This is a genomic window from Pseudomonas amygdali, assembly GCF_002699855.1.
Taxonomy (GTDB): Bacteria; Pseudomonadota; Gammaproteobacteria; order Pseudomonadales; family Pseudomonadaceae; genus Aquipseudomonas; species Aquipseudomonas amygdali.
In genome coordinates this window covers 39,820-63,645 of record NZ_LKBW01000223.1, presented here as the reverse complement: position 1 = coordinate 63,645, position 23,826 = coordinate 39,820, and the positions used below count along the sequence as shown (strand labels likewise).

18 protein-coding genes and 1 pseudogene are annotated in these 23,826 nt (G+C 58.3%); 10 read left to right on the top strand and 9 right to left on the bottom strand.

The annotated features are described in order from the left end of the window. Window positions 1–27 precede the first annotated feature (27 nt). Window positions 28–2,898 (bottom strand): PAS domain-containing hybrid sensor histidine kinase/response regulator, encoded by a 2,871-nt coding sequence (locus AO277_RS14730; RefSeq protein WP_044317495.1) that lies wholly within the window; start codon window positions 2,896–2,898, stop codon window positions 28–30. Window positions 2,899–3,240: 342 nt separating this feature from the next. On the opposite strand from AO277_RS14730, the gene AO277_RS14725 reads away from it, so the two are divergent. Beyond that, window positions 3,241–3,894, top strand: coding sequence for a TetR/AcrR family transcriptional regulator (locus AO277_RS14725; protein WP_029241051.1), 654 nt, complete (start codon window positions 3,241–3,243; stop codon window positions 3,892–3,894). Between the two features lie 74 nt (window positions 3,895–3,968). On the opposite strand, the gene AO277_RS14720 is transcribed toward AO277_RS14725, so the two are convergent. The 3 genes from AO277_RS14720 to AO277_RS14710 all read right to left on the bottom strand — a co-directional run bounded on the left by AO277_RS14720 (window position 3,969) and on the right by AO277_RS14710 (window position 8,476). Then, window positions 3,969–6,644, bottom strand: coding sequence for a beta-glucosidase (locus AO277_RS14720; protein WP_044317494.1), 2,676 nt, complete (start codon window positions 6,642–6,644; stop codon window positions 3,969–3,971). Between the two features lie 59 nt (window positions 6,645–6,703). Continuing rightward, on the bottom strand, window positions 6,704–6,952 hold the full coding sequence (locus AO277_RS14715; RefSeq protein WP_004660712.1) for a hypothetical protein: 249 nt from the start codon (window positions 6,950–6,952) through the stop codon (window positions 6,704–6,706). 297 nt (window positions 6,953–7,249) lie between these two features. Next, window positions 7,250–8,476, bottom strand: coding sequence for an MFS transporter (locus AO277_RS14710; RefSeq protein ID WP_044317493.1), 1,227 nt, complete (start codon window positions 8,474–8,476; stop codon window positions 7,250–7,252). A gap of 73 nt (window positions 8,477–8,549) precedes the next feature. Here AO277_RS14710 and AO277_RS14705 point away from each other — a divergent pair, with 73 nt between their 5' ends. Next, a complete protein-coding gene (locus AO277_RS14705; RefSeq protein ID WP_005744280.1) occupies window positions 8,550–9,233 on the top strand; it encodes an ArsR/SmtB family transcription factor in 684 nt (227 codons plus the stop codon). Between the two features lie 50 nt (window positions 9,234–9,283). Here AO277_RS14705 and AO277_RS14700 read toward each other — a convergent pair whose 3' ends face one another. Beyond that, on the bottom strand, window positions 9,284–11,452 hold the full coding sequence (locus tag AO277_RS14700) for a TonB-dependent siderophore receptor (protein WP_044317492.1): 2,169 nt from the start codon (window positions 11,450–11,452) through the stop codon (window positions 9,284–9,286). A gap of 185 nt (window positions 11,453–11,637) precedes the next feature. Beyond that, complete coding sequence (locus tag AO277_RS14695) at window positions 11,638–12,546, bottom strand: LysR family transcriptional regulator (RefSeq protein ID WP_044317491.1); 909 nt, start codon at window positions 12,544–12,546, stop codon at window positions 11,638–11,640. Window positions 12,547–12,661: 115 nt separating this feature from the next. Here AO277_RS14695 and AO277_RS14690 point away from each other — a divergent pair, with 115 nt between their 5' ends. From AO277_RS14690 to AO277_RS14660, 7 genes are all read left to right on the top strand, one after another. Then, complete coding sequence (locus tag AO277_RS14690; protein WP_044317490.1) at window positions 12,662–13,090, top strand: VOC family protein; 429 nt, start codon at window positions 12,662–12,664, stop codon at window positions 13,088–13,090. Further along, window positions 13,087–13,671, top strand: coding sequence for a glutathione S-transferase family protein (locus AO277_RS14685; protein WP_002552773.1), 585 nt, complete (start codon window positions 13,087–13,089; stop codon window positions 13,669–13,671). The genes AO277_RS14690 and AO277_RS14685 overlap by 4 nt, the downstream gene beginning before the upstream one ends. Window positions 13,672–13,925: 254 nt before the next feature. Beyond that, window positions 13,926–15,464: a cryptochrome/photolyase family protein gene (locus AO277_RS14680; protein ID WP_044317489.1), complete on the top strand. Its 1,539-nt coding sequence runs from the start codon at window positions 13,926–13,928 to the stop codon at window positions 15,462–15,464. Further along, window positions 15,461–15,604: a DUF2256 domain-containing protein gene (locus tag AO277_RS14675; protein WP_004658371.1), complete on the top strand. Its 144-nt coding sequence runs from the start codon at window positions 15,461–15,463 to the stop codon at window positions 15,602–15,604. Before AO277_RS14680 ends, AO277_RS14675 begins: the two co-directional genes overlap by 4 nt. 146 nt (window positions 15,605–15,750) lie before the next feature. Continuing rightward, window positions 15,751–16,179 carry a DUF2231 domain-containing protein gene (locus AO277_RS14670; protein ID WP_002552775.1) on the top strand — a complete coding sequence of 143 codons (429 nt, stop codon included), beginning with the start codon at window positions 15,751–15,753 and terminating at the stop codon, window positions 16,177–16,179. Continuing rightward, window positions 16,176–17,504: a PQQ-dependent sugar dehydrogenase gene (locus tag AO277_RS14665; protein WP_044317488.1), complete on the top strand. Its 1,329-nt coding sequence runs from the start codon at window positions 16,176–16,178 to the stop codon at window positions 17,502–17,504. The genes AO277_RS14670 and AO277_RS14665 overlap by 4 nt, the downstream gene beginning before the upstream one ends. 250 nt (window positions 17,505–17,754) lie before the next feature. Further along, complete coding sequence (locus AO277_RS14660) at window positions 17,755–18,930, top strand: MFS transporter (RefSeq protein WP_044317487.1); 1,176 nt, start codon at window positions 17,755–17,757, stop codon at window positions 18,928–18,930. A 62-nt stretch (window positions 18,931–18,992) separates the two neighbouring features. On the opposite strand, the gene AO277_RS14655 is transcribed toward AO277_RS14660, so the two are convergent. Next, window positions 18,993–20,633 carry a methyl-accepting chemotaxis protein gene (locus AO277_RS14655; protein ID WP_044317486.1) on the bottom strand — a complete coding sequence of 547 codons (1,641 nt, stop codon included), beginning with the start codon at window positions 20,631–20,633 and terminating at the stop codon, window positions 18,993–18,995. Between the two features lie 288 nt (window positions 20,634–20,921). Continuing rightward, on the bottom strand, window positions 20,922–21,917 hold the full coding sequence (locus AO277_RS14650) for an aldo/keto reductase (RefSeq protein ID WP_044317485.1): 996 nt from the start codon (window positions 21,915–21,917) through the stop codon (window positions 20,922–20,924). A 157-nt stretch (window positions 21,918–22,074) separates the two neighbouring features. Here AO277_RS14650 and AO277_RS14645 point away from each other — a divergent pair, with 157 nt between their 5' ends. Continuing rightward, window positions 22,075–22,797 carry a haloacid dehalogenase type II gene (locus tag AO277_RS14645; protein WP_016982390.1) on the top strand — a complete coding sequence of 241 codons (723 nt, stop codon included), beginning with the start codon at window positions 22,075–22,077 and terminating at the stop codon, window positions 22,795–22,797. A gap of 25 nt (window positions 22,798–22,822) precedes the next feature. On the opposite strand, the pseudogene AO277_RS14640 reads toward AO277_RS14645, so the two are convergent. Next, window positions 22,823–23,340: pseudogene (locus AO277_RS14640) on the bottom strand (GNAT family N-acetyltransferase). Window positions 23,341–23,826 lie beyond the last annotated feature (486 nt).

The window sequence follows — 23,826 nt, the reverse complement described above, 5'->3', positions numbered from 1 at the left end:
AAGCAGGATCGCAACGAGCCGGTTGCATCAGGCGCTCATCAATTCCTGGACTCGGGCAGCCAGAGCATCAATCGCAAACGGCTTGGTCAGTACCCGCATGCCTGGCCCGAGCTGCTCGTCACCAATGGCAGCGTTTTCTGCATAACCGGTGATGAACAGGGTTTTCAGATGCGGACGTACTTCGCGTCCCGCGTCGGCCATCTGTCGCCCGTTCATGCCACCGGGCAAGCCCACGTCGGTGATGAGCAGATCGATATGCACGTCCGAGCGCAGCAGTTTGAGGCCGGCCAGGCTGTCGGCCGCCTCGATCAGGGTATAACCCAGATCCCCGAGCGCGTCGGTGAGCAGCATGCGTACCGTCGGTTCGTCGTCCACGATCAGAATGGTCTCTCCAGACTGGGTAAATTCGAACGGCGCCTGGTGCACATCGCTCTCGTCTCTGGTCGCTGTACCGTCGTAACGTGGCAGATACAGGGATATCGAGGTTCCTTTGCCCACCTGCGACTGAATGCGCACCCGACCGCCGGACTGATTGGCGAACCCGTAAATCATCGACAGACCAAGACCGGTGCCCTGACCAATGGGCTTGGTGGTGAAGAAGGGGTCGAATGCCTTGGCGATGACATCGGGCGTCATGCCTGTGCCGGTGTCGGTCACGCACAGCGACAGATAGTGACCCTCAGGCATATCGTGCATCCGCGCCACATCACCTTCTATCCATTGGTTGTCGGCCTCGATCGTGATGCGCCCGCCGTCCGGCATCGCGTCGCGGGCGTTGATACACAGATTCAGCAGCGCGTTCTCCAGCTGGCTTGCATCGACCAGCGTTGGCCATAGACCTATGGTGCCAATGGTTTCGACCACGATGCTGGGGCCTACCGTGCGCTGGATAAGGTCTGTCATGCCTTTCATCAGCCTGTTCACGTCGGTTGGCTGTGGGTCCAGTGTCTGGCGTCGGGAGAAGGCCAGAAGCCTGTGCGTCAAGGCCGCGGCGCGCTTGGCAGCGCCCTGTGCGGTGACGATGTATTTGTCTACATCGTTCCAGCGCCCCTGTGCAATACGGGTGTTCATCAATTCCAGAGCACCGGAAATGCCCGCCAGCAGGTTGTTGAAATCATGGGCGAGACCGCCAGTCAGTTGCCCCACAGCTTCCATTTTCTGCGACTGACGCAGCTTTTCTTCAGCCTGCATCAGTTCCGCAGTGCGTGCTGCCACGCGCTGTTCAAGCGTGTCGTTGAGCGAGCGCAGCGCTGCAGTGGCCCGGTCGCGCTCGGCCGCCACAGCACGTCGTTCATCGACGTTGATGAGCACGCCCGGGAAGCTCAGTGGAGTGCCGTCATCGGCACGGTCGACACGACCGTTCGCCTCGATCCAGTAGTAGAGGCCGTCGGCACGGCGGACCCGATACTGGTGGGCATAAACACGCCCACTGGTGATGACCGCGTTGATAGCATCAATCAAGCCTTGTTTGTCTTCGGGATGAACAGTGGCAATGACCTGTTCCAGACTCAAACCATCGAAGCCCAGAGCGGGGTCAAGACCAAACGCCTTGGCGAAGGCTTCGTCGACGGTAAAGCGGTCGGCCGTCAAGTCCCAATGCCAGGTACCGATAATCGCACCCGCGGCGAGGGCGAGCTGAACGCGGTCGACGTTCGCGCGTGCGACGGCTTCGCTGGTGCGCAATCGCTCCTCGGCGTTGCGTCTTTCCGTCACGTCACTGAAGATGACTGCAATCTGTCGATCAGCCGGTTCACCGACACGCACCGCTCTGACTTCAAACCAGCGCTCGAACGCCTTGGCGTAATTCTCGAAATTGGCAGGTTCGCCGGTTTTGGCGACATGGCCATAAGCCTCAAACCAGAAACGCTCCAGGTCTGGAGCAAACTCGGTCACCCACTTGCCACGCAAATCGACACCGGCCTGACGTTCAAAGGCAGGATTGACCTCGATGAACCGGTAGTCTACCGGGCTGTCGTCTGCATCGAACTTGACCTGAATGATGGCGAACGCTGCTTCGATGGTCTCCAGCATGGCTCTGGAGCGCTCTTCGCTCTGGCGCAGCGCGTTTTCTGCCTGTTGCATCTGTGACATGTCGAGCATCGCGCCGATCATGCGTACGGCTTTGCCCTCGTTGTTGCGTATCACATGACCACGGTCCAGAACATTGGCATAAGTACCATCGAATCGGCGAAAACGGTATTCATCGGTCCAGGCAGTGCCGCTGCCGTCAATCAATGCATGGATAGAGTGGTAAATGCGTGTCTGGTCATCGGGATGGATCTGGGCTATCCACCAGTTACCGGAGGTGTCAAGTGTCGCCAGGGGGTGGCCGTATGCCTGTTCCAGTGCGTCATTCCAGAGCACGTGGTTGGCGGTAAAATCCCAATCCCATATTGCGTCATTGGTAGCCTTGGCGGCCAACCGGTAACGTTCCTGGGCTTCTTCGGTTGCGCGTGCCACCAGATGCTCCCGGGTGCGGTCGCGCAGGATCTTGACGAAGCCAAGGTGAGTATTTTCCTCGTCATACAGCGGCATCATTTCGCCAGACGCCCAGAACAGCTGACCATCCTTGCGCAAGTGCCAGCGTTCGTCCGACGCTCGGCCGACGCTCAGAGCGAGTTGCATTTCATGTTCGATCCGGCCGCAGGCGCGGTCCTCCGGCGTGAAGAAACACTCCGCATCCTGCCCGACCATTTGTGCAGCGGACCAGCCTAACACCTGTTCTGCACCCGGATTCCAGTCGGTAATGATGCCGTCTGGATCCGTGAGGATCATGGCAAAGTCCAGCGCGCTGTCAAAAGCCGCACGCTTGCGAGCCTCCCGGCTGGGCAGTGCTGCTGCGCCGTTTTCCGGCCCGGCGTCGATACCGGCTTCTTCAAGTGCTGCGCGCAGGTGCACGACCTGTGCTTCCAGCTCTTCTCTTGTCAGGTATTTCAGAGCGCCTCCGGCTCACACGTTAATTGTCTGCATGGTCGGGCAGCTGCCCGTGGCTGCTTTTCGCACTGCAATCTCACTGTCGAGGTCGACGCTTGCCAGTGCCCCTCAGCGTCCGGGTGCCAGGTGCCGTACTTTGGGTATGTCTCTCTATGGCTATCGACATACAGTCGGGCTTCGGTATGCATCGGCATGCGTGCGGGTTTCTTTAAAGGGCGTCAATATCGGTGCTCAGGCCTTTTTTCCGGGTTTCTTCCGGTCGCATGCTACGATTTATCCTTTCGTTGTGCGAACAGTGCCCTTCGTATGTCCGTGAATTCAAACAGTTCTGATACACCCGCCACAGTCAAGCAACCTGCGGTGAAGCGACGTCTTCCCAAAGGGGAGGTGCGCAAGGCAGAGATTATTCAGGCAGCCATGACCATCTTCGCCCGGGATGGCTATGCGGGGGCCTCGTTGTCTAACATTGCCAAGGTTGCAGGTCTCTCTCAGGTCGGATTGCTGCATCATTTCCCGACCAAACTGGTGTTGTTGCAAGCTGTTCTTGAACATCGGGATCAGTACGTTGCTGCCAGGTTGCAGGACGCCGGGCAAGTCGCTTCGCTGGAGGGGTTCATGGCCTTTCTGAAGCAGGTCATGAGTTTCAGCATCGAAGACGCCTCCGTCAGCCAGGCGCTGATGATCATAAACACTGAAAGTCTGTCGGTCACGCACCCTGCACACCGCTGGTTCAGTGAGCGTTTCCAGATTGTGCACAGTCATCTTCAGACGCATCTGAATGTGCTGGCTCAGGCAGGTGAAATTCGCCAGGACATTGATGTCAGGCAAATCAGCCTTGAGATAGTTGCGATGATGGATGGCATGCAGATTCAGTGGCTTCGATCGCCAGCAGACGTGCAGATAGACAGCGCATTTGCCAGGTTTCTCGAACGACTGGCGCGGGATCTGACTGGGCGCTGATCAACGATCAATCGCATGAGAGTAATCGGTGGTCGCATCGACCACCGATTACCGCTACTCAGAATGGCTGTTGCTTAGTAAGCCTGCTCTGCCTTGCGCAGGGGGACTGGAAGGGGGTTTGAATCTCGTGTGGTCAGTTGCTCCGGGTAAAGCGCTACTACCGTGCGGTCGAGTGTCAGGTTTTCCGAGTCCTTTCCAACCAGGACCTTGAACTTGCCAGGGTCGACGGTCCAGCTCACCGAATCGGGTGAGTAATAAGCGAAAGAACGCGAGTCCAGTGCAATCGTGACGGTTTTGCTCTCACCTGCCTTCAGGTAAACCTTGGTAAAGCCCTTCAACTCTTTCTCCGGGCGATCAACCTGAGGCCTGGATGGCTGCACATAAAGCTGAGCAACTTCAAAACCTGCCTTGTCGCCAGTATTGGTGACCTTGAAAGAGGCCTGAATGGTCGCGCCCGGAGCCAATACGTTGCTCGACAGTTTCAGATCACTGTACTCGTACGTGGTATAGGAAAGCCCGAAACCGAATGGATAGAGCGGTTTGGTGTGCTTCTTGTCGTAACCGCGATAGCCCAGGTACAGGCCTTCGCTGTAGGTCATTTCAACTGGAGGGTTGGCGCTGCTGAAATAGTACGGCACCGGGTTCGAGTAGGAAGCATGGCTGGGGTTGTCCTGCGCCTTCTTGTCCAGGGTGATCGGAAGCTTGCCCGACGGGTTGACCTTGCCATACAGAATTTCGGCCAGTGCCTGACCACCCTGTTGCCCCGGATACCATGCGTGCAGAGACGCAGCTACCTTGTCAGCCCAGGGCTGCATATCCATACCACCGCCACCGTGCAGTACGACGATGGTTTTGGGGTTGGCTTTCTGAATGAAGCTGATCAACTCGGACTGGAATTGCGGCAGTTCGAACGGCCGACCAAGCGACTCACCCTCGTATTCGAAGTTATTGCCGGCGGCTACCACGACAGCGTCGTAATCTCCCAGGTTCTTCGGTGGACGCAACGATGCCCAGCTCATCTGCACACCGTTCATGCCACCCAGCACCGGAGTGAAGTTGCCTTTAAGCCGGCGATATTCAAGGCGCACGTTGTACTCGGTACCAGCCTTGAGACTGGCCGTTTTGACGGTGCGCGGCACCACTGGAATCAGGTCGAACGAGACTTGCGAGCCCTCATCCTCAAGCACCAGCTCGTCATTGATCCAGAGTTTATAGGCACCGTCCGCCCGTACCTTGAACACCTGAGGGCCGCTGATCGTCGGTTTGATCTTGCCGGTGAAACGCGCCGAGAACGAGCCTGCTGACGGGGTATAGCCGTTGACTGTGCTGGTGCCGTTATCGGTCTGGTTGGTGTTGGTAATCCAGTCCAGATTGATGCCGGGTTCGACGCGGGTTGCAACCGGGTCGCCGGACAGCGAGGTATTGGCGTAATACTCGGCTTTTACACCGGTATTGCTGATGGCCTGTTGGTCTTTAGCGGGCTGATACCAGACCGACGACTTCGGGTTCAGGCTCATCTGTGAAAGGTATTCCACGTTGGATGTATTCGACGCCAGTTGCTTGAGGCCGCTCAGTTCAGTGACATAGCTTGCGGGTGCCGAATAAGCCGTACCGAACGGCGCGGTCGGGGGCTGCATGGCCAGATCACCAATGACCGCTATCTTTGCGTTTCTGGACAGTGGCAGCAGAGGCTTGTTTCCGTCTACCGGCTGGTTGCGCAGCAGAACTATCGACTCCCTGGCCACGTTCAAGGCCGCCAGTTGCCCGTACTCACGATGCTCCAGTGGCTGCGCCTTGTTGATCCCCTTGTCAAAGCCGTAGCTGACCAGCGCTCTCAGGTTTCTGCGCACCTTGTCGTCGATCACGTTCTGATGCAGTTGACCATTCCAGACATAAGGCAGCAGTTTGGCTTCAGTAAACTGGAGTCCGCTGGGCATGTCGATATCGGTACCCGCCCACGCACCCTTGAAGGCGTCCTGAACCGAGTTGAAATCGCTCATGACGTTACCTTGAAAGCCCCATTGGCCTTTCAGGATGTCGGTGATGAGGTGGTGGTTTTCACACGCGTATTCGCCGTTGATCTTGTTGTAGCCGCACATGATCGAGGCGATATTGGCGTTCTTGACCAGTGACTCGAAGCCAGGCAGATACAGTTCTTGCATCGCTCGCTCGTCAATCTTCACATCCAGATAATGACGGTTCGCTTCCTGCTCGTTCATCAGGTAATGCTTGGCGGCCGCCTGGACGCCCTGCACCTGAATGCCGTTGGTCACCGCAGGCGCCAGTACTGCACCGAGAAACGGGTCTTCGCCGCTCATGTACTCAGCCGCTCGCCCGTTGAAAGGCGTACGGTAGAGGTTTATGGCTGGCGAGAGCATTTGCTGCCCGCCCGCTATCCGGGTTTCGTAGCCGATCGCCAGACCGAATTCCTTGGCCCGGTTGATGCTCCAGGTGGCTGCGAGTGCTGACGGGGAAGGGTACTGCGCACCGAACGTCTTGCCGCCGACCAGAACGCCCATCGCCGAGTCATAGGCGACCGTACCCTGCAGGTTGAACTTGTCCAGCTTCGGAATCATCCGGCCGTCGTCAACGCGCGAGAAATTGATTTTTTCCGATTGCGTCATGTTGTCGAGCATTGCGCCTACGCGCGCTTCGACTTCATTGCCTGTCATCGGCGTCACAGCGAACACGCTGCCTGCCTGGGCGATACCGAGCGCCAACAGGCTCAGGCCCAGGCCTTGTTTGATCATGGACACGGAGTTATTCCTTACGTCATTCATAGGTTGATCGGTTGCAGTCAGTGGGTCACTCAGTGGTCTTCACTGCCGGCAGGGGCGTCAGCAGTGTCGATCGGCGCATCCACCACCGTTTGCGCGCCATTGGGCGTTTTCTGTACGGCAGCGTCGGCACCGGTGATCTGCTCACGCTGAGCGTCGACCTCTGCACGCCGCTCGCTCGAGGTTGATGGCAGCGGGTTCTGCCTGTCAGCGGCAGACACCGGCAGGGCGGCGAGGGACATCAGTAAAGTGGCAACAACAGGCAGCAGGGGGCTGGCCATCGGGAGAGTCTCCAAATAGAAATATGAAACAGGCAGACATGCAAGTCGGCAGCTCGGGGCGGCCGACAGGTTCTTCAAAACGTGCGTGACAAGCAGAAAATTGCTGAACGGTAAAATACACGAATGCAATTTTATATATTTGATCGTATGTAAATTCAGGTATCAACTATACGGATTTAACTTTTATTTAATCCCATACAATTCATATTTACGGCAATAAATTAGTGTTTTCTATTATTTTATGGAAATTAATATTCTTTTTTAAAAGCAGAGTGTTCACTCTGTTTTCGGAATTGGCTACGGTTTTCCATGTGGCCGCGTGCTGATGAGGACAAGTATCGCTGCCGCCTGAATACTGGCAGCAAGTGCCAGCGCTATCAGGTCGCTGTCAGGCCCGTTGAATAAAGTCCGGACACCACCGAAGAGTGCTGGCGCAAAGGCGTAGCAGCCTTGAGCGATGGCGACGATCAACGTCACCACGCGCGCAACCTGATGCCTGGGAAATTCCGCTTGGGCAATTAGCGGAGGCAGTGATGTCGCATTGCCGATACCCACACCGAAAAGAATCATGCCGGCACATAACAGGGCAGGGCTTGTGCCTATAAACATCAGCACCACACAGCCCAGGCACTGGCAGGCGTAACTCAGGCAGGCGACGTGGCGTCGACAGGTGCCTGGCGCTAACAGCCTGCTGGACAGAAACCTGCCGAAGATAGCGCTGCAGGTAGCGACACCCATGGCCATACCTGCGGTCTGCTGTGTGACGTGATCAGTCAGCAGCAGGAATAATTGGCTGATCAGGCCGATCTGCGCAAACAGCCCGAGCGACATGGCTGCCGCCAGCGTGAGGAATGGTCGGTTACTCCGTAACGTTATGGGCGCAGTGTCCTGGAATGGAGGCAGGTCAGTGGTTATCTGGAGAATGCCGTCGGGGTGCTGACCCAGATGTTCAGGCCTGAAACGGAACACACCGAAAGCGAGGAGCGCGATCACACCTGTTGAAAGCACACCCACCACGACCGCAGCAAGGCTGAACCCGAACCGGTCGATCAGGTACACCCAGCCCGATGAAAAGACTACACCGCCGATGCTTGCGCCGTTATAGGCCATCGCCAATGCGCCAGGGCGCTTGCTGACAAACCACGGCGAGATGGTAGCGTTGACCGCTGCCGCGCCCATGGTTACCCAACCGAATCCGCTCAGCGCCGCGGCGATGAACAATTGCCAGGGCTGATTGGCGATCGACCAGCCGTACACACCGACAGCAAGGGTTGCCGCCCCTGAAACCGTAATCCACGGGAGGCCATACCTTTTGTACAACGCAGGCAGGTTGACCACGACCAACGTACCTGCCAGAAAATGCACCGTGACCGCAGCCGAGCACAGCGCGGTCGACCAGCCGGTTCTCTGAATCACGGCATACATGAATATCGGCGGACCGTAAAAGCCTATGCCCCAGCCAAACACAGCCATCAGAAACGTAGCAACGACGACTTTTCTGCCGAAAAAACTAGATTGATGCATAGGTGAATCCCTTCAAGTGGTTTGGCAGCAGTATGATGACCGCCTACGAGAACACTTCAGGGATGGCTGAACTATGGATGTTGAAGCAGCAGACCTCTCGCTGGCGGCAGTGGCGGGTGCCATTGCTGACCCAGCACGATCCCGAATGCTTTGCGCGCTACTGGACGGGCGCGCACGAACCGCGACCGAGCTGGCGGCGCTGGCCGATATAGGCGCATCGAGTGCCAGCGGCCATTTCGCGCGTTTGCGTGAGCAGGGGCTGGTGGAAATGCTCGTACAGGGCCGGCATCGTTACTATCGACTGACCAATGCGCAGGTGGCGCAAGCGCTGGAAGCCTTGCTGTTACTGACTCAACACAGCGCCGTGCCCTTCAAACCCAACACGCCTTCGGCCTTGCGACAGGCTCGAACCTGTTACGACCATTGCGCCGGTGAAGTCGCCGTCAAGTTGCACGATGCCTTACTGAAGGCCGGCTGGTTAAATGAGCAGGGCAAGGACTATGTGATCAGTGAGCGGGGTGTCGAATCACTGAATGCGCTGGGCATCGACGTAGACGCAGTACGTCAGCAACGCAGGCGTCTGGCCTACGCCTGTCTGGACTGGAGCGAACGCGCCCCGCACATCGGTGGCGCTCTGGGGGCGGCGCTGCTGGAGCTGATGCTCACGCGCGGCTGGGTAAGCCGCCATCTGGACTCCAGAGCACTGAAGCTGACGGCCAAAGGGGTGGGCGGTATGGCGAAGGTGTTTGGGGTGTGAGGCGTAACCACGCTGCTACCGAGCATGCCTGGTAGCAGCGTGGCTCAGGCTCAAAAGCTGTACTTGGCCGTCAACGCATAGCTGCGCGGGTTGCCGTAGACGTCGGTGGAGCCCCATACCGAGCTTGCGCCAATCGCCGTGTAGTAGGTGCGGTCAAAGATGTTGTTGGCGTTCAGTTGCAAGTCGAGGTTCTTGCTCACCTGATACCCCGCCATCAAGTCTGCGACGGCGTAGCTGCCTTGTTCCAGGCGATAGCTTCCATCGGTGAGCGCGATGTCGTTGTACATGCGGCTCTGCCAGTAGACGTTGCCGCCGACGCGCATCTTTTCCAGTGCGCCTTGCAGGCGGTAGACGGTCGATACCTTGAACAGGTGCTCAGGTGTGTCGGTGTTGAATTGCTGGTTCTTGTTCGCCGGATCGGTGTCCTTGAGGTAGTGGGTGCGGGCGTAGGTGTAGCCTGCGCCGACTTGCCAGTTCTCGGTCAGCGCGCCTTGCAGTTCCATCTCGATGCCCTGACTGCGTACCAGACCGGCTGCGTCGTAACAGGTCAGGACCGCGCAGCCCGCCTGGGTCGGTGACTCGGTCTTGAGGTTTTTCTGGTCGATCCGGAACACTGCCAGGCTGGCATTGAGGGCGCCGTTGAAATATTCGCCCTTGATGCCGACTTCATAGTTTTCGCCCACGACGGGGTCGAGCACCTTGCCGGACAGGCTTTGCGCGCTCTGTGGCTGGAAGACATCGGTGTAGCTGGTGTACAGGGAATGGTGTTCATCCAGCTTGTAGATCAGCCCCGCGTAGCGGGTCAGATTGCGGGTGACCTTGTAGTCTTCATCGCCAGAGCGATCGTCGTAGTCGTACCAGTCCAGACGGCCGCCGAGGAGCAGGGTCAGCGGGTCGGCCAGGCTCAGACGTGTAGTGAGGTAAATCGCGTCCTGAGTGGCGATGCTATGCGTCTTGCCATCGCGGACGAAGTCCGGCTTCGGCGCGCCAATCGGCAGTCCTGTGTCGTAGGGGCTGTATTCCTTGCTGGTCTTGTCGTACACGCGCCTGCTGGTGCCGACCACCACTTCATGGGTGCGCCCAAACGCTTCGACCGGTCCGCTGGCGTAGACATCGAATGCAGTCTGCTGCTCCTCAGGCTTGGACTGATAGGCCGTCGTTTCCAGCGGGCCGTTGTAGCGCGACAGGTAAGTGCCTGAAAACAGACCGTCCAGCGACGAGCTCGAGCCTGCTACGCGTAGTTTCCAGTCGTTGTCGAAACGGTGCTCCAGCTCACCGAACACGGTGTCTATGCGGATTTTCTTGTTTTCCCAATCCGAGCCGGAATAGGTCGAACGCGGCAGGTTCAGGTGATGGCCGTCAGTGCCGAGTGGGAGGCCGCCCCAGAAGTAATTGGTCTGATCTTCCTGACGAGACAAGCCCAGAGTGGCGGTCGTGGCATCGTTCAGATCGGCCTCGACAACCCCGTAGAAAACGCTGTGATCGCTTTTTTCCTTGTCGCGGAAACTGTTGGCATCCTGGTAGGAACCGACTATTCGGCCGCGTACCGTGCGGCTATCGTTCAGTGGTCCGGAGGCATCGAATACGCCGCGGTAGTCGTCCCAGCTCCCGACCGTGCCGGTGAGGGTGACTTGTGGAACGGCGGTAGGACGTTTGCGCACCATATTGATCGCCGCTGAAGGGTTACCAGACCCTGTCGCCAGGCCTGTAGCGCCTCTGATCACCTCGACATGATCGAACATGGCCAGGTTGGGCTGAACGCCTGCCGTGTAGCCCGAGTATGAGGCGGGCAGGCCGTCGTACATGATGTTGTCGATGTCGAAACCGCGAGAGGTATAGGTTTGCCGACCCGGTCCGCTGGACTGGTCCAAAAACAGACCTGGGGTGTATTTCACCACGTCGTTGATGCTGGTCATGGCCTGGTCGTCCATGCGCTGACGAGTGACGACGGTCACAGCCTGCGGGGTTTCGCGGATGGTCAGCGGCAATTTGGTCGCTGTCTGCATCGGGCCCGTGGTGTAGGACTGACTGTCTTCGGTAGTAGAGCCAAGTTGGTCGCTGCTGATTTGCGTCGCGCCCAGCTCCATTGTCGTCGCCGATGACGCTTCTGTGGCTTGCGTTTCAGCGCCGTAGGCAGCCTGAGAAGTTGCGATCCAGATGCCCATTGTCAGCAGGGCAGGGGTAAAAAGAAAACGGCTTTGCGATTGCTGGCCCGGCATGAACCCGACACTCCCTGAAGCCGTCCGTGGCTGGATGATAATAATGTTGATAACTGTTCGCATTGTTGTGGCAGGTTGTTTCTGTCAGAAAAAGACACTGCGAACAAATAGTTAACAAAATTTTCACATTTCCACTGCGAGCACAGGTGCCTCTGTGCCGTACATCAGATGAGCTTTTGGCAGCGCTATCGGTCTTGAAGAGAGGGATCAGGCAGGCATTTTTCCAGCTGTGGAATTGCCCATTCGACGAATGCCTTGACCCGTGGCGAGAGCTGCAAGGCGTGCGGATAAACCAGTTGAATCGGCAGATCTGCCGTTTCGAAGTCGTTGAGTACCCTGATCAGGCGACCGTCAGCCAGTTCGTCTGCAACCTGATAATGCATCAGCCGGGTCACGCCCAGACCCTGCACGCAGGCCAGGCTGGCGGCGCGGACCTGATTACAGACCAGTCTGGGGATAATGTCCTGTATCAACTCTTTGCCCTGATGCCGGAAGTACCACTGCCGGCAGTGCGAAGCCAGCGTAATGCACGCGTGCTCAGGCAGGGATTTCGGGGTGTCCAGCAGCGGGGCGGTGCGCAGGTAGCCCGGGCTTGCGCAGCTCACCAGCCGGGTCGCCCCGATCCTGCGCGCGACCATCGCCGAGTCCGGGAGATGGCCGATGCGCAACGCCAGATCAAGGCGCTCGTCGAGCAGAGGCACGATCTGGTCATTGAGGTTCAGCTCGACGTTGACGTTCTGATGCTCGCAGAGAAAGGCGTTTACCAACGGGGCGATATAACGCTGTCCGAACTCGACAGGTGCCGTCACCCGAAGAAGGCCGCGTACGATTCCGTCGCGGCCATCAAGGCGCTGTTCCATATCATCGAAGTCCGCGAGCATGCGCCGGGTCCAGCGCAAATACTCCTCGCCCTCATCGGTCAGAGCCATGCGCCGCGTGCTGCGGTTCAACAGGCGTACGCCCAGATGACTTTCCAGAGCGGCCAGCGAGCGGACCAGCGACGCAACCGATTGCCCGGTGACATCCGCCGCCGAACTCAGACTGCCACTGTCGACGATCCGCACGAAATTGGCCATTGCCTTGAGCCTGTCCATTGCCACCTTCTGATTTGTGCGATTAGTGCATAGGTCTTGTCAGGTCCGCAGCATAGGTGAAACCGCTGCCGTGGCCGACACTTGCGAAACTGCTTCCAACCGGAGTTTCAACCTCATGAGTCTGCAACCCAACCCCGCCCGGATTCTCGCATACGACCACATCGGTATTCGCGTCAGCGACCAAAACCGCGCACTGGCCTTCTATCAGGCGCTTGGTTTTGTCGAGAGTGCGCGTTTTCCACGTTACGAAGCCAACGAGATGCTCAGCCCGGACGGCGTGCGCATCAACCTGATCTTCAATGGCGTTCGCGTGCCCCGTGCTCACAAAGTGTTGCTGGATGCCCCGCTGAAACTACCCGGCATGACGCACCCGGCGTTTATCGTCGATGACTTGCAGGCGCTAGAGCGCTGGCTCGACGCGCAGGGAATTGTCGTCACTGAAGGGCCGCACCCCATCGGCCCGCGACGAATTGCACTGTTCATCCGCGACCCCGATGGCAACGTTCTGGAATTCAATCAACTCGTCGATGGAGACACACAATGAAACTGTACGATCTGCAAGCCTCCGGCAACTGCTACAAAGTCCGCCTGTTCGCTGCCCTGGCCCATATCGAGCTTGAAGTGGTAGCGGTGGACTTTCTGAACGGCGAGCATAAAAAGCCACCACTGTCTGACCTCAATCCTCTGGGCGAATTACCTGTTCTACAAGATGGTCCGGTCGTCCTGCGCGACTCGCAGGCCATTCTGATTTACCTCGCTGGCGAATATGGCGGCCTGGCGTGGTGGCCCGCTCACCCTCAAGGCCAGGCCGAAATCGCCCAATGGCTGTCGTTCGCCGGCAACGAGATCCAGCACAGCCTTTGCGCGGCGCGACTGGTGCAGAAATTCGGCGCTGCGCTGAACAAGGCCGAGGCCCTGCAGAAATCGTCTGTTGTGTTGGGGCTGCTCGACAAACACCTTGAACAGCATGACTGGCTGGCAATGGGGCGGCCTACGATTGCCGAGTGTGCGGTTTATCCGTATGTGGTGCTGGCACCGGAAGGCGGTGTGGAGCTGGGGGCGTATCCGAGTGTTTTGCGTTGGGTTGAACGGGTGGCGGGGCTGGCGGGTTACCAGTCGGTTTGATTCGGGCCGGTGGCCTGGCATTGATCGTGTAGGTGCCTGCCAGTTGCAGGACACCACTCGGCCACCGCAGCTGTACCTGCAACAACCATCACTGGTAACTCATCGAAAAACGCTATGAAAATCTTGTACATGAAATTACATTGGTACAAGTTTTGCGGCTTCGGAGTATTGGATAGCTGGCCCTGAGGCACAGGCCAATAGTCTGACGCCACAGCTTTTCAGATCCTTGCAGACGCCATGCGGAGCCTCTTCCATTGACTCAAACCCCTCGTCTCCACCTTGTCCTCGGCGATCAGCTTTCCTTCGATCTCGCGTCCCTGAAAGACCTGAACCTCGAGCGCGATACGGTCCTGCTGGTCGAAGTGATGGAGGAGGCGAGCCATGTGCCGCATCATCCGCAGAAAATCGTGCTGATCTTCAGCGCCATGCGTCATTTTGCCGAGGCGCTGCGTGAGCGCGGCGTTCGGGTGCAGTACGTCACGCTCGACGATCCGCAGAACACAGGCTCAGTGCCGGGTGAGTTGCGGCGCTGGCAGGCCCTGCTGCAAGCCGATGAGTTGCACGTCACCGAGTGCGGTGACTGGCGGCTGGAGCAGTCGATCAAGGACTGCGGGTTGCCGATTCAATGGCATGCCGATACGCGCTTTCTCTGTTCCCGCGAAGAATTTTCGTCGTGGGCGCAGGGTAAAAAGCAGTTGCGCATGGAGTTCTTCTACCGGGAGATGCGGCGCAAGAGCCGGTTGCTGTTGAACGGCGATGGCACACCGGTGGGCGGTGCCTGGAATTTTGATGCGGAAAACCGCAAGGCGCTGCCCAAGGGCGTCGCTGCGCCTTACCCGATGCGCTTCTCGGCAGACGGGATCACTCGCGACGTGCTGACACTGGTAGCTGAACGTTTTGCCAGTCATTACGGTTCGCTGGATGATTTCGATTACCCGGTGACGCATGTTGATGCTCAGGCGCTGTGGGACTACTTTCTCGATTTCGGGCTGGCTGGCTTCGGCGATTATCAGGATGCAATGGCCACTGATGAGCCGTTTCTGTTTCACGCGCGGATCAGCGCTGCGTTGAACATCGGTCTGCTGGATCTGCGCCAGATCTGCAGTGACGTTGAGTCCGCGTACTGGTCGGGCAGGGTGGCGCTGAATGCCGCCGAAGGTTTCATTCGCCAATTGATCGGCTGGCGGGAATATGTGCGTGGCGTTTACTGGCTGAAAATGCCCGAGTATGCCGATGGCAACCTGTTCGGTAACAACAGGCCGCTGCCGGAGTTTTACTGGACCGGCGAAACGAAGATGAACTGCATGAGTCAGGCGATCGGCCAGAGCCTCAAGCATGCCTATGCCCATCATATTCAGCGCCTGATGGTGACCGGCAACTTTGCGCTGCTTGCCGGTATCGTGCCGAGCCAGATCTGCGAGTGGTATCTGGCGATTTACATGGACGCTTTCGACTGGGTCGAGCTGCCCAACACTCTGGGCATGGTCATGCACGCCGATGGCGGCTATCTGGGCTCCAAGCCCTACTGCGCCAGCGGCCAATACATCAAGCGCATGTCTGACTACTGCCGTGGCTGCGCTTACAAGGTCACTGAAAGCACGACTGACGATGCCTGCCCGTTCAATGCGCTCTACTGGCATTTTCTGATGCGCCATGGCGATCTTTTGCGGCGCAACCAGCGTATGGGCATTATTTACAAGAACCTTGATCGCATGGCTGAACCCAAACAGCAGGCGCTGTGGCAGCGAGGCGAGGCATTGCTGGCCAGGCTCGATGCCGGAGAGGCACTTTGAAAAAGAGTGAACTGCCGGTCAAAACCTGTGTGGTCTGCGGGCTGCCGTTTACCTGGCGCAAGAAGTGGGCGCGCTGCTGGGATGAGGTGCTTTATTGCTCTGAGCGTTGCCGGCGAAACAAGCGCACTGCAAGCCAGTAGCGTTTTCAAAATATTTCGAAATGAAAAGTGCTGAACTATCGCTTCGCCAGCATGATCCTTTTCTATGCGCATTCAGCGCGACCCCAACAGGCGAGTGCATTCGCACTGAGCATTGATCCAGGGTCGCCGAACGAAAAGGAGCCGTCATGACTGTAACCACCCATCCCGTCTACCGATATACGCCAGGCCCGCTACACGCGACCCTGCTTGCAGGAACCGTTCCTCTGTTTCTTGGCGGATTGCTGAGCGACATCGCCTACTACCAGACCTTTCAGATTCAGTGGAGCAACTTTGCCGCCTGGCTGATTGCCGGAGGCTTGCTGTTCTGCGGGCTGGCGTTGCTGTTCGCGCTGGTCAATCTAGTGCGTGCGGATCACAAGGCCGGTCGTCCCGTGGTGTACTTTCTGTTGTTGCTGGTCACCTGGGTGCTGGGTCTGGTCAATGCTTTCGAGCATGCTAAAGACGCTTGGGCGGTCATGCCGTCTGGCTTGATCCTGTCGGTTATCGTGACCGTACTGGCCGGTGTTGCGACATGGACAGGGCTGACCAGCCTGCGTTCGGGAGGTGCAGAATGAAGCACTCTCACGCACTGACAGTATTGAGCATGGCGCTGCAGCTGAGCGCCTGTGGTGGCGAAGCGGACAGTACCCAGGCACGCGGGCCGGACCCAAAACTACCGGAACCGCAACGTGGCCTGTTGCCCAGCATGAAGATTGCCGAGCCCGTTGCATGGGGCGATCAAAAGCCCACCGTACCCGAGGGGTTCAGCATCAATGCGATTGCCACCGTACCCGAGGGGTTCAGCATCAATGCGATTGCCACCGACTTGAGCATTCCGCGCCAGTCCCTCGTGTTGCCGAACGGCGACATCCTCATCGCCGAAGGTCGCGGCGGAAGTGCTGCCAAGCTCAAGCCCAAGGATGTGATTGCCAGCGTCATCAAAGCCCAGGGCAATACCAAGGTCAAAGGCGGCAATCGCCTGACCTTGCTGCGCGACGCGGACGGTGACGGCAAGTACGAGCTGAAGACAGTCTTTGCCGAAAACCTCAATGCTCCTTATGGCTTGGCGTTTGCCGATGGCAAGCTGTACGTGGCCAATCAGGACGCGCTGGTTCGCTTCGATTATCAGGACGGTCAGACCAGGGCCAGCGGTGAGCCGGTCAAGGTTACCGATCTGCCTTCGGCGATCAACCACCACTGGACCAAGGCACTGACTGTCAGCCCTGATGGTCGCTCCCTGTACGTTGGCATCGGCTCGAACAGCAACGTGACCGAGCGTGGCATGGAAGTCGAAATCGATCGCGCGATGGTCTGGCAGATCGACGCCGCAACCGGTGCCCACAAGCCTTATGCGACCGGTCTGCGTAACCCGACCGCGTTGACGATTCAGCCGGGTACCGGGCAGTTGTGGACGGTGGTCAATGAGCGTGACGAGTTGGGCCCGGACCTGGTTCCCGATTACCTGACCTCGGTGAAGGAGGGCGCGTTCTATGGCTGGCCGTATAGCTATTGGGGCCAGAACGTAGACACGCGTGCCCAGCTACAGAACCCGGCCAAGGTCGCTGCGGCGATCAAGCCGGATTACAGCCTGGGTTCGCACGTTGCCGCTCTGGGTGTGGATTTCTCCATCCCGGCCATGGGTGACAAGTTCGCTGACGGCGTCTTCGTTGGCGAGCACGGCAGCTGGAACCGCGATAATCCGGTTGGCTACAAGGTCATCTTTGTGCCGTTCAGCAATGGACGTCCTGCGGGTGAACCGGTGGACTTCGCAACGGGTTTCCGTGGTGCTGATGGCAAGACTCGCGGGCGGCCGGTAGGCGTGACGGTTGATCCGAAGGGCGCGCTCATCATCGCCGACGACCTGGCCAACACCGTCTGGAGAGTGACCCGCAACAAGTAGGTCACGACTCCCTGTGTGAGCGTTCCCATGCTCTGCATGGGAACGCCGTTCGTGACGCTCTGCGTCACCCACGAAACCTCGACGCAGAGCATCGGCCGGATAGCCAGTTTCCGCAGAAACTATCGCGGGTCGTTGACACAGAATTTCTCTCGCAAGGTGGCTTCGTCAAGGCTTTACACGTTAGGGTTACGCGCATCCACGCGCTGGCCCGACGGGTCAGCTGCTGACGTCCCCGAATTCTGGAACCGCTGTGAGTCGTTTTGAAACTGCTGGAAACCTCGTAATAAAACCCGCTTCATGGTGGGCTGTAGGCAGTGTATCCCTTGGGTCATTCGCTACCGTCACTACTGAATTTCTCCCTGTAGGGCTGCTGCCCGATATTGCTCGTGACCTGGGAACCAGCATCAGCCAAGCGGGCTTGATGATGGCTGTCCCCGGCATCCTCGCGGCCATTTCCGCACATGTTGATCGCAAGCGCCTGCTGCTGGGGCTGCTGTCGATATTGCTGGCGTCCAACCTGATCGTGGCGCTGTCGACGCACTTCTGGCTGACGCTTGCCGGCCGGGTCCTGCTTGGCTTCGCACTGGGAGGTTTCTGGACGATTGCCGGTTCGCTCGGGCCTCGCTTGAGGCCCGGCAAGGAGGGCGTAAAGGCCACCGCGTATGTGCTGGCGGGCGTCTCGATCGGCACTGTTGCCGGTATTCCGGCTGGCACGTTGATCGGTGAAGCCTTCGGCTGGCGGGCGGCATTTGAAACAGCGGCAGCGGTCACGGTTGCGGTAGGGCTGTTGATCGTAGCGTTTTTACCGGCGTTACCGGGTGAGCGCTCTGCCGGCATTAGTCAGATGCTGTCGCTGGCTGGCGAGCAACGCATTCGTCGTATGTTCGCCGCCGCACTGTTGATCTACGTCGGGCACTTCGCGGCTTACACCTACCTCGCGCCCTTCGTGCAGGAGTTCGCGCATATCCAGGTGCAGGCCCTGGGAGCATTGCTCTTCACCTTCGGTCTGGCAGCGGTGGCAGGGAATCTGGCCGGGGGAGCCCAGGCAGCCAGAAGCGCGCCGTCCTCGGTGCTGATCATGACCCTGCTGATGCTGGGATCGTTGACCGCATTGCTGATGTTTGTCGGCAACCCGTGGCTGCTCTGGCCGGTGATTCTGGTCTGGGGGTTCGCTTTCGGGATGATCCCCATCACCACGCAGATCTGGTGTTTCGAAGCCTCCAATGATCGCGTGGAAGGTGTTCAGGCGCTGCTGGTCTGTGTGGTGAATCTGTCGATTGGCGGTGGGGCGTTCATCGGCGGCGTGGTGTCCGGTCGGGCCGGCTTTACCGCCGCCATCGTCATCGGTGCGGTATGTGCCGCGCTGTCCATGTTCACCGTGATGCTGGCGATGCGTAGCTCAAGACCGGTCAGTTGCACAGACTGATCTGCCGATAGCGGAATACCGCGGCGATGCCGAATGCATCGTCGCGATACCTCATTGCACCCTCAGCCTGCCTTGAAAAACGCGACCTTGCGGGTCAGGCGATCCGCAAGCTGTGCCAGCTCTTCGCTGGCGCTTGCCACCTGCTGCGATCCATTGGCGGACTTGAGTGTCGAGTCGTGAATGCTGTTGATGTTCATGGCAACGTCTTCTGCCACCGAGCTTTGCTGAACCGCAGCGCTGGCGATTTGCGCATTCATGTGATTGATCGCGCCCACCTCCTGATTGATTCTGGACAGAGCACTTTGTGCGTTGCGTGTCTGGTCAACGGCGCGATTGACCAGTTCGCAGCTGTCGCGCATGTTCTGCGCCGCAGTTTCAGTACCGCCTTGCAGCGTGCTGATCATGTTTTGAATTTCCTGGGTCGACTGCTGGGTACGATTCGCCAGGGAACGAACTTCATCGGCGACGACCGCAAAGCCTCTGCCGTGCTCACCCGCACGGGCTGCTTCAATGGCCGCATTGAGCGCCAGCAGATTGGTTTGCGAGGCAATCGAGTTGATCACCTCGATCACCGTTTCGATCTGCTCGCTGTGCCTGGACACCTGCTCCACAGTATTTGTTGTTTCAGTCAGCGTGGCCGCCAGTTGCTCGATGGCAGTGGTAGTGGCTTCGACGAGTCGGTTACCGGTCGCCACTTCGCTGTCTGCCAAACGTGCAGCGTCCGCTGCCTGTGCTGCATAGCCCGAGACTTCATTGACCGTGGCGGCCATCTGGCTGATGGCGGTCGCCACCTGTTCGGCTTCACGGGTCTGCACCATGATCTGGGTATTGTTGGCAGATGAAGCCGCCGACAGCACGGTGGATGATTGGCTGACCTCTTGGGCAGCCGTCCTCACCTCTGTGATGGTTTCCGAGAGACGAGTCAACGCGGTTTTCAGTACACCCATGACGCTGTCGGGATGCGCGGTGGTGATGGTTTGCTGCAGATCGCCGGCCGCCAATCTTCGAATGGCCTGCGCAACCTCTACAGGCTCCGCGCCAAGCGTCTTTTTCACAAAGCGAATGATGAAAACCGACAGCACGATACTCAGCAGCACGGCGAAAGCCGTTGCCAGCAGCATCAGGCCACGGAACTGGCTGGCGGTCGCCTGCACATTATCCAGCTGAACCCTGATCGAGGCTTCCTCATGGTCGATGAGCGCGTTGATGCGCTTCAGCCATTCGCTGTAGTCCCCCGATGTCTGGCTCAGCAAAAGGGCCTGGGCACCGGCGATGTCACCGGTACGGCGCAAGGCAATGACGCTTTTGGTAGAGCCCAGCGTCTGCTGTTCGATTTCCTTGATGCCACGCAGCAGTTGCCGCTCTTCGGCACTTACGGTCGGTCTGGAGAACAGTTGATCCATCGGTGCAGCCGAATCGATGTAGTCCTTTTCCAGCCGGGTCATCTCTGCCAGATGGAGCGCGAGGTCCTGATCATTGTTGACCAGCACCGCATCGCGCAGGGCGATCGCCCGGTTATGCACGCTGCCACGAAAGTTGATCGCATAGCGTTGCACCTTTGCGGCATTGTCTCCAACGTCTTCCAGGGTGCTGTCGATGAAGCCAACCCGCTGAATGCCGACAGCGGTGATCAATATGAGCAGTGAAACGACCGCGGCAAACCCCAAGCCGATGCGGGTAGCCAGAGAAACCGGATTTTTCATGGAAGGAACTCGAACTGGGGAAGTGGGTAAAGTCGAATCAAGCACTGGCAAACTGCCATTCATTGCGAATGGCAAGACAATACCGTGCAGCGGGTCGGTCACCCAATAGATATTTGCATGCGGCGAGATAGACAGGTGTTATTTCAGAAGTGTGTGACGGTTACGAGGGTTGTGATGTTGTGTTCATAAGATAAGCGTTGCTGGTCACCGTTCTATCGGATGACTGCGGTCCATCAGGTTACCGGCGACGCTGTAACGTTCGCCGGCGTCGGGTTTCTGCTGTGCGGATCAGACGAATCCGGTCACCAGATGCGGTACATAAGGTGCCTCAAGGCGTTGGATCTCTTCGTCGCTGAGCACCAGCTCCAGTGCGGCGATGGCATCGTCCAGTTGGGACGCTTTGGACGCGCCGACAATCGGCGCTGAAACCCCTCGTTTGGCCAATACCCAGGCCAGTGCGACCTGCGCCATCGGCACACCCCGTTCTGCTGCGACCTGTTCCACAACGTCGATCACCCGACCGTCTTCCTTTTCCGTCGCCTGGTAAAACGATTGACCGGAAATGTCGGTCCTGGTCCGCTCGGTCTGCTGCCCATGGGGCCGGGTCAGCCTGCCACTCGCCATCGGGCTCCAGGGCATCAGGCCGACACCCTGATCGATACACAGCGGGATCATCTCGCGTTCTTCTTCGCGATACACCAGATTCAGATAATTCTGCATGGACACAAACTTGCTCCACCCGTGCGCGACCGCGACCTGCTGGGCCTTGGCGAACTGCCACGCATACATGGACGAGGCGCCGATGTATCGGGCTTTGCCTGCCTTGACCACATCGTGCAGGGCTTCCATGGTTTCCTCGATGGGCGTGTCATAGTCCCAGCGGTGAATCTGGTACAGGTCGACATAATCAGTGCCGAGCCGCGTCAGGCTCGCATCGATACTGGACATGATGGCTTTGCGCGAGAGCCCTTTCTCGTTGGGCCTTGTCGAGCCTTCCCACATGTTTGCCGGGAAGAACACCTTGGTGGCGATCACGGTTTCGTCGCGGCGCGTGAACTCTTTCAGCAACTTTCCGACGATGGTTTCCGAGGTGCCTGCCGAGTAGCTGTTGGCGGTGTCAAAAAAGTTGATGCCTTGCTCGACGGCGTGCTTGATGATCGGTCTGCTTGCTTTTTCGCCCAGTGTCCAGGGATGCGTTCCGGCATCAGGTTCGCCGAAGGTCATGCACCCAAGGCACAGTCTGGAAATATCCAGCCCTGTGTTTCCAAGCTTCACGTAGTTCATGAATTCTCCATCCATCGTTGATTGGCCAGTCGCCGACCGGTTTCGATATCACTCATTACCTCTTCAACGAGGGCAATGTCTGCCCGGAAACGACTGTCCTCCGAGCGACTGCTTGTGTAGAACTATAAGCGACGATACACATTACCGGAGCGATAATATGGCCAGATTTGCACAGGTGGGTTTTCTCGGGTTCGACGTATTCGGCACCGTTGTGGATTGGCGAGGTGGTGTGGCACGCGCCGCGGCGCCCTTTCTGCTGCGTCATGGCGTGAACGTCGACCCCCTCGATTTTGCCGATCAATGGCGCGGGCTCTACCAGCCTTCCATGCAGCGCGTTCGCTCGGGTGAGCGTCCTTTCGTGACACTTGACGTGCTCAACCGGGAGAGTCTGGAAACCGTGCTGGCACGGCACGAGGTAGACTTCGGCAGCATTCCGGATACCGAACTGATTGAGCTCAACAAGGCGTGGGAACGGCTTGATCCATGGCCCGATTCCGTCGCCGGCCTCACGCGGCTCAAGCGCAGGTTCTCGATTGGCACGCTTTCCAACGGGCATATTGCCGGCATGCTCAACCTGGCAAAGTTCGCTGGCTTGCCGTGGGACGTGATTGTCGGCGCGCAAATAGCGGGCTCTTACAAACCAACGCCGCAGACCTACCTGAAATCGGCAGACGCCGTGGGCCTGGCCCCGCAAGCAGTCGCGATGGTGGCTGCGCATAATTCCGACCTCGCGGCTGCCCGTGCGAATGGCTTCAAGACGGTATTCGTCCGACGCCCGTCCGAGCACGGGCCAGGCCAGACGTCTGACCTTACTGCCGAACAGGACTGGGACGTTATTGTCGACTCTCTGACCGACGCAGCCGAGGCGCTCGGATGCTGAGCGCAGATAATGGCTAGGGGATAACTTACTCCCGTAAATCCTTCCACATATGCACCTTGGAGACGAACCGGCTGCCTACGGCAACTGCAAGTGGTTCAACGCCAAAGGTCACAAAGCCCATGCGCTCATAAAGCCCCTGTGCTGCGGCATTACCCTCGTGACGGTGAGCTGTACGACCAGAAGCTCAGGACGTGATCTGGCATGGTCGAGCACGCTGCACATCAATTGGTAGCCAATGCCTCTGTTTCTGTGAGCCTGAGGCACGTACATCCCGAACAAGGTTGACTTGTGCCGGGCCTTATTTCGGGTTTCAACGGACAACCCGGCTACGCCCAGCAGTTTGTTGTCTTCGACGGCGGCAAACACTGCTTCGGTCGACGCATTGCTGTTATCCAGCCTGTTTTCCCACCATTCGCCAGGCAGCGTTTCACGCTCTTTCACATCTGAGGTAAAGGCGTCCGGGTGGCGATCATATGCCTCAAGCATCAACGCGCGATAAGCCACTGCATCGGTCGGTGTCAGTCGTCGGTAAGTAAGGGTCATAAAAGCAGGATTCGTCTGACTCAAGCGTTGAGTATTGCACCCGGAGGCGGGAAAAGTCTTAACCGCACGCTGAGTTTTAAACAGATGTCTGGTTCGCGCAGCAGTGCCGTTTGACGGACACTTTGGGGGTTTGTAACTTTTTGTTTGCCTCACTGCCAAAAATCATGGTTATTATCCCGGGCGCTCAGGGCCAAAAACCCAGCGTCAATGATTGCCATGGGTCTACAACCCCGCAGTCGCAGCCGATCGGGTCCACCCTGGCGCTGACACCAGGCGCAGGCCGTTCCCCGTCGTTGACCCTCAAACGGAAGATGAGGTTTCAATTGGTCACGCGGTATGCAAACGTCAGTTCCAAGGGCAGAGCGATCAGTCTCGTCAACGAGCCAGCCACCCCCCTTTCTGTATGCGAGTCGCGCCTTGCCGCGTTCGCCCGTCATTTCTCTGCGATCCCCCCAAGCGCTTCCATGTCTGGTCATGACGTGAGCG

Excerpts from the sequence above, each read along its gene's own strand:
- AO277_RS14725 (WP_029241051.1), top strand. The coding sequence starts at position 3,241 with ATGTCCGTGAATTCAAACAGTTCTGATACACCCGCCACAGTCAAGCAA.
- AO277_RS14720 (WP_044317494.1), bottom strand. The coding sequence starts at position 6,644 with ATGATCAAACAAGGCCTGGGCCTGAGCCTGTTGGCGCTCGGTATCGCC.
- AO277_RS14715 (WP_004660712.1), bottom strand. The coding sequence starts at position 6,952 with ATGGCCAGCCCCCTGCTGCCTGTTGTTGCCACTTTACTGATGTCCCTC.
- AO277_RS14710 (WP_044317493.1), bottom strand. The coding sequence starts at position 8,476 with ATGCATCAATCTAGTTTTTTCGGCAGAAAAGTCGTCGTTGCTACGTTT.
- AO277_RS14705 (WP_005744280.1), top strand. The coding sequence starts at position 8,550 with ATGGATGTTGAAGCAGCAGACCTCTCGCTGGCGGCAGTGGCGGGTGCC.
- AO277_RS14700 (WP_044317492.1), bottom strand. The coding sequence starts at position 11,452 with ATGCCGGGCCAGCAATCGCAAAGCCGTTTTCTTTTTACCCCTGCCCTG.
- AO277_RS14695 (WP_044317491.1), bottom strand. The coding sequence starts at position 12,546 with ATGGACAGGCTCAAGGCAATGGCCAATTTCGTGCGGATCGTCGACAGT.
- AO277_RS14690 (WP_044317490.1), top strand. The coding sequence starts at position 12,662 with ATGAGTCTGCAACCCAACCCCGCCCGGATTCTCGCATACGACCACATC.
- AO277_RS14685 (WP_002552773.1), top strand. The coding sequence starts at position 13,087 with ATGAAACTGTACGATCTGCAAGCCTCCGGCAACTGCTACAAAGTCCGC.
- AO277_RS14670 (WP_002552775.1), top strand. The coding sequence starts at position 15,751 with ATGACTGTAACCACCCATCCCGTCTACCGATATACGCCAGGCCCGCTA.
- AO277_RS14665 (WP_044317488.1), top strand. The coding sequence starts at position 16,176 with ATGAAGCACTCTCACGCACTGACAGTATTGAGCATGGCGCTGCAGCTG.
- AO277_RS14655 (WP_044317486.1), bottom strand. The coding sequence starts at position 20,633 with ATGAAAAATCCGGTTTCTCTGGCTACCCGCATCGGCTTGGGGTTTGCC.
- AO277_RS14650 (WP_044317485.1), bottom strand. The coding sequence starts at position 21,917 with ATGAACTACGTGAAGCTTGGAAACACAGGGCTGGATATTTCCAGACTG.
- AO277_RS14645 (WP_016982390.1), top strand. The coding sequence starts at position 22,075 with ATGGCCAGATTTGCACAGGTGGGTTTTCTCGGGTTCGACGTATTCGGC.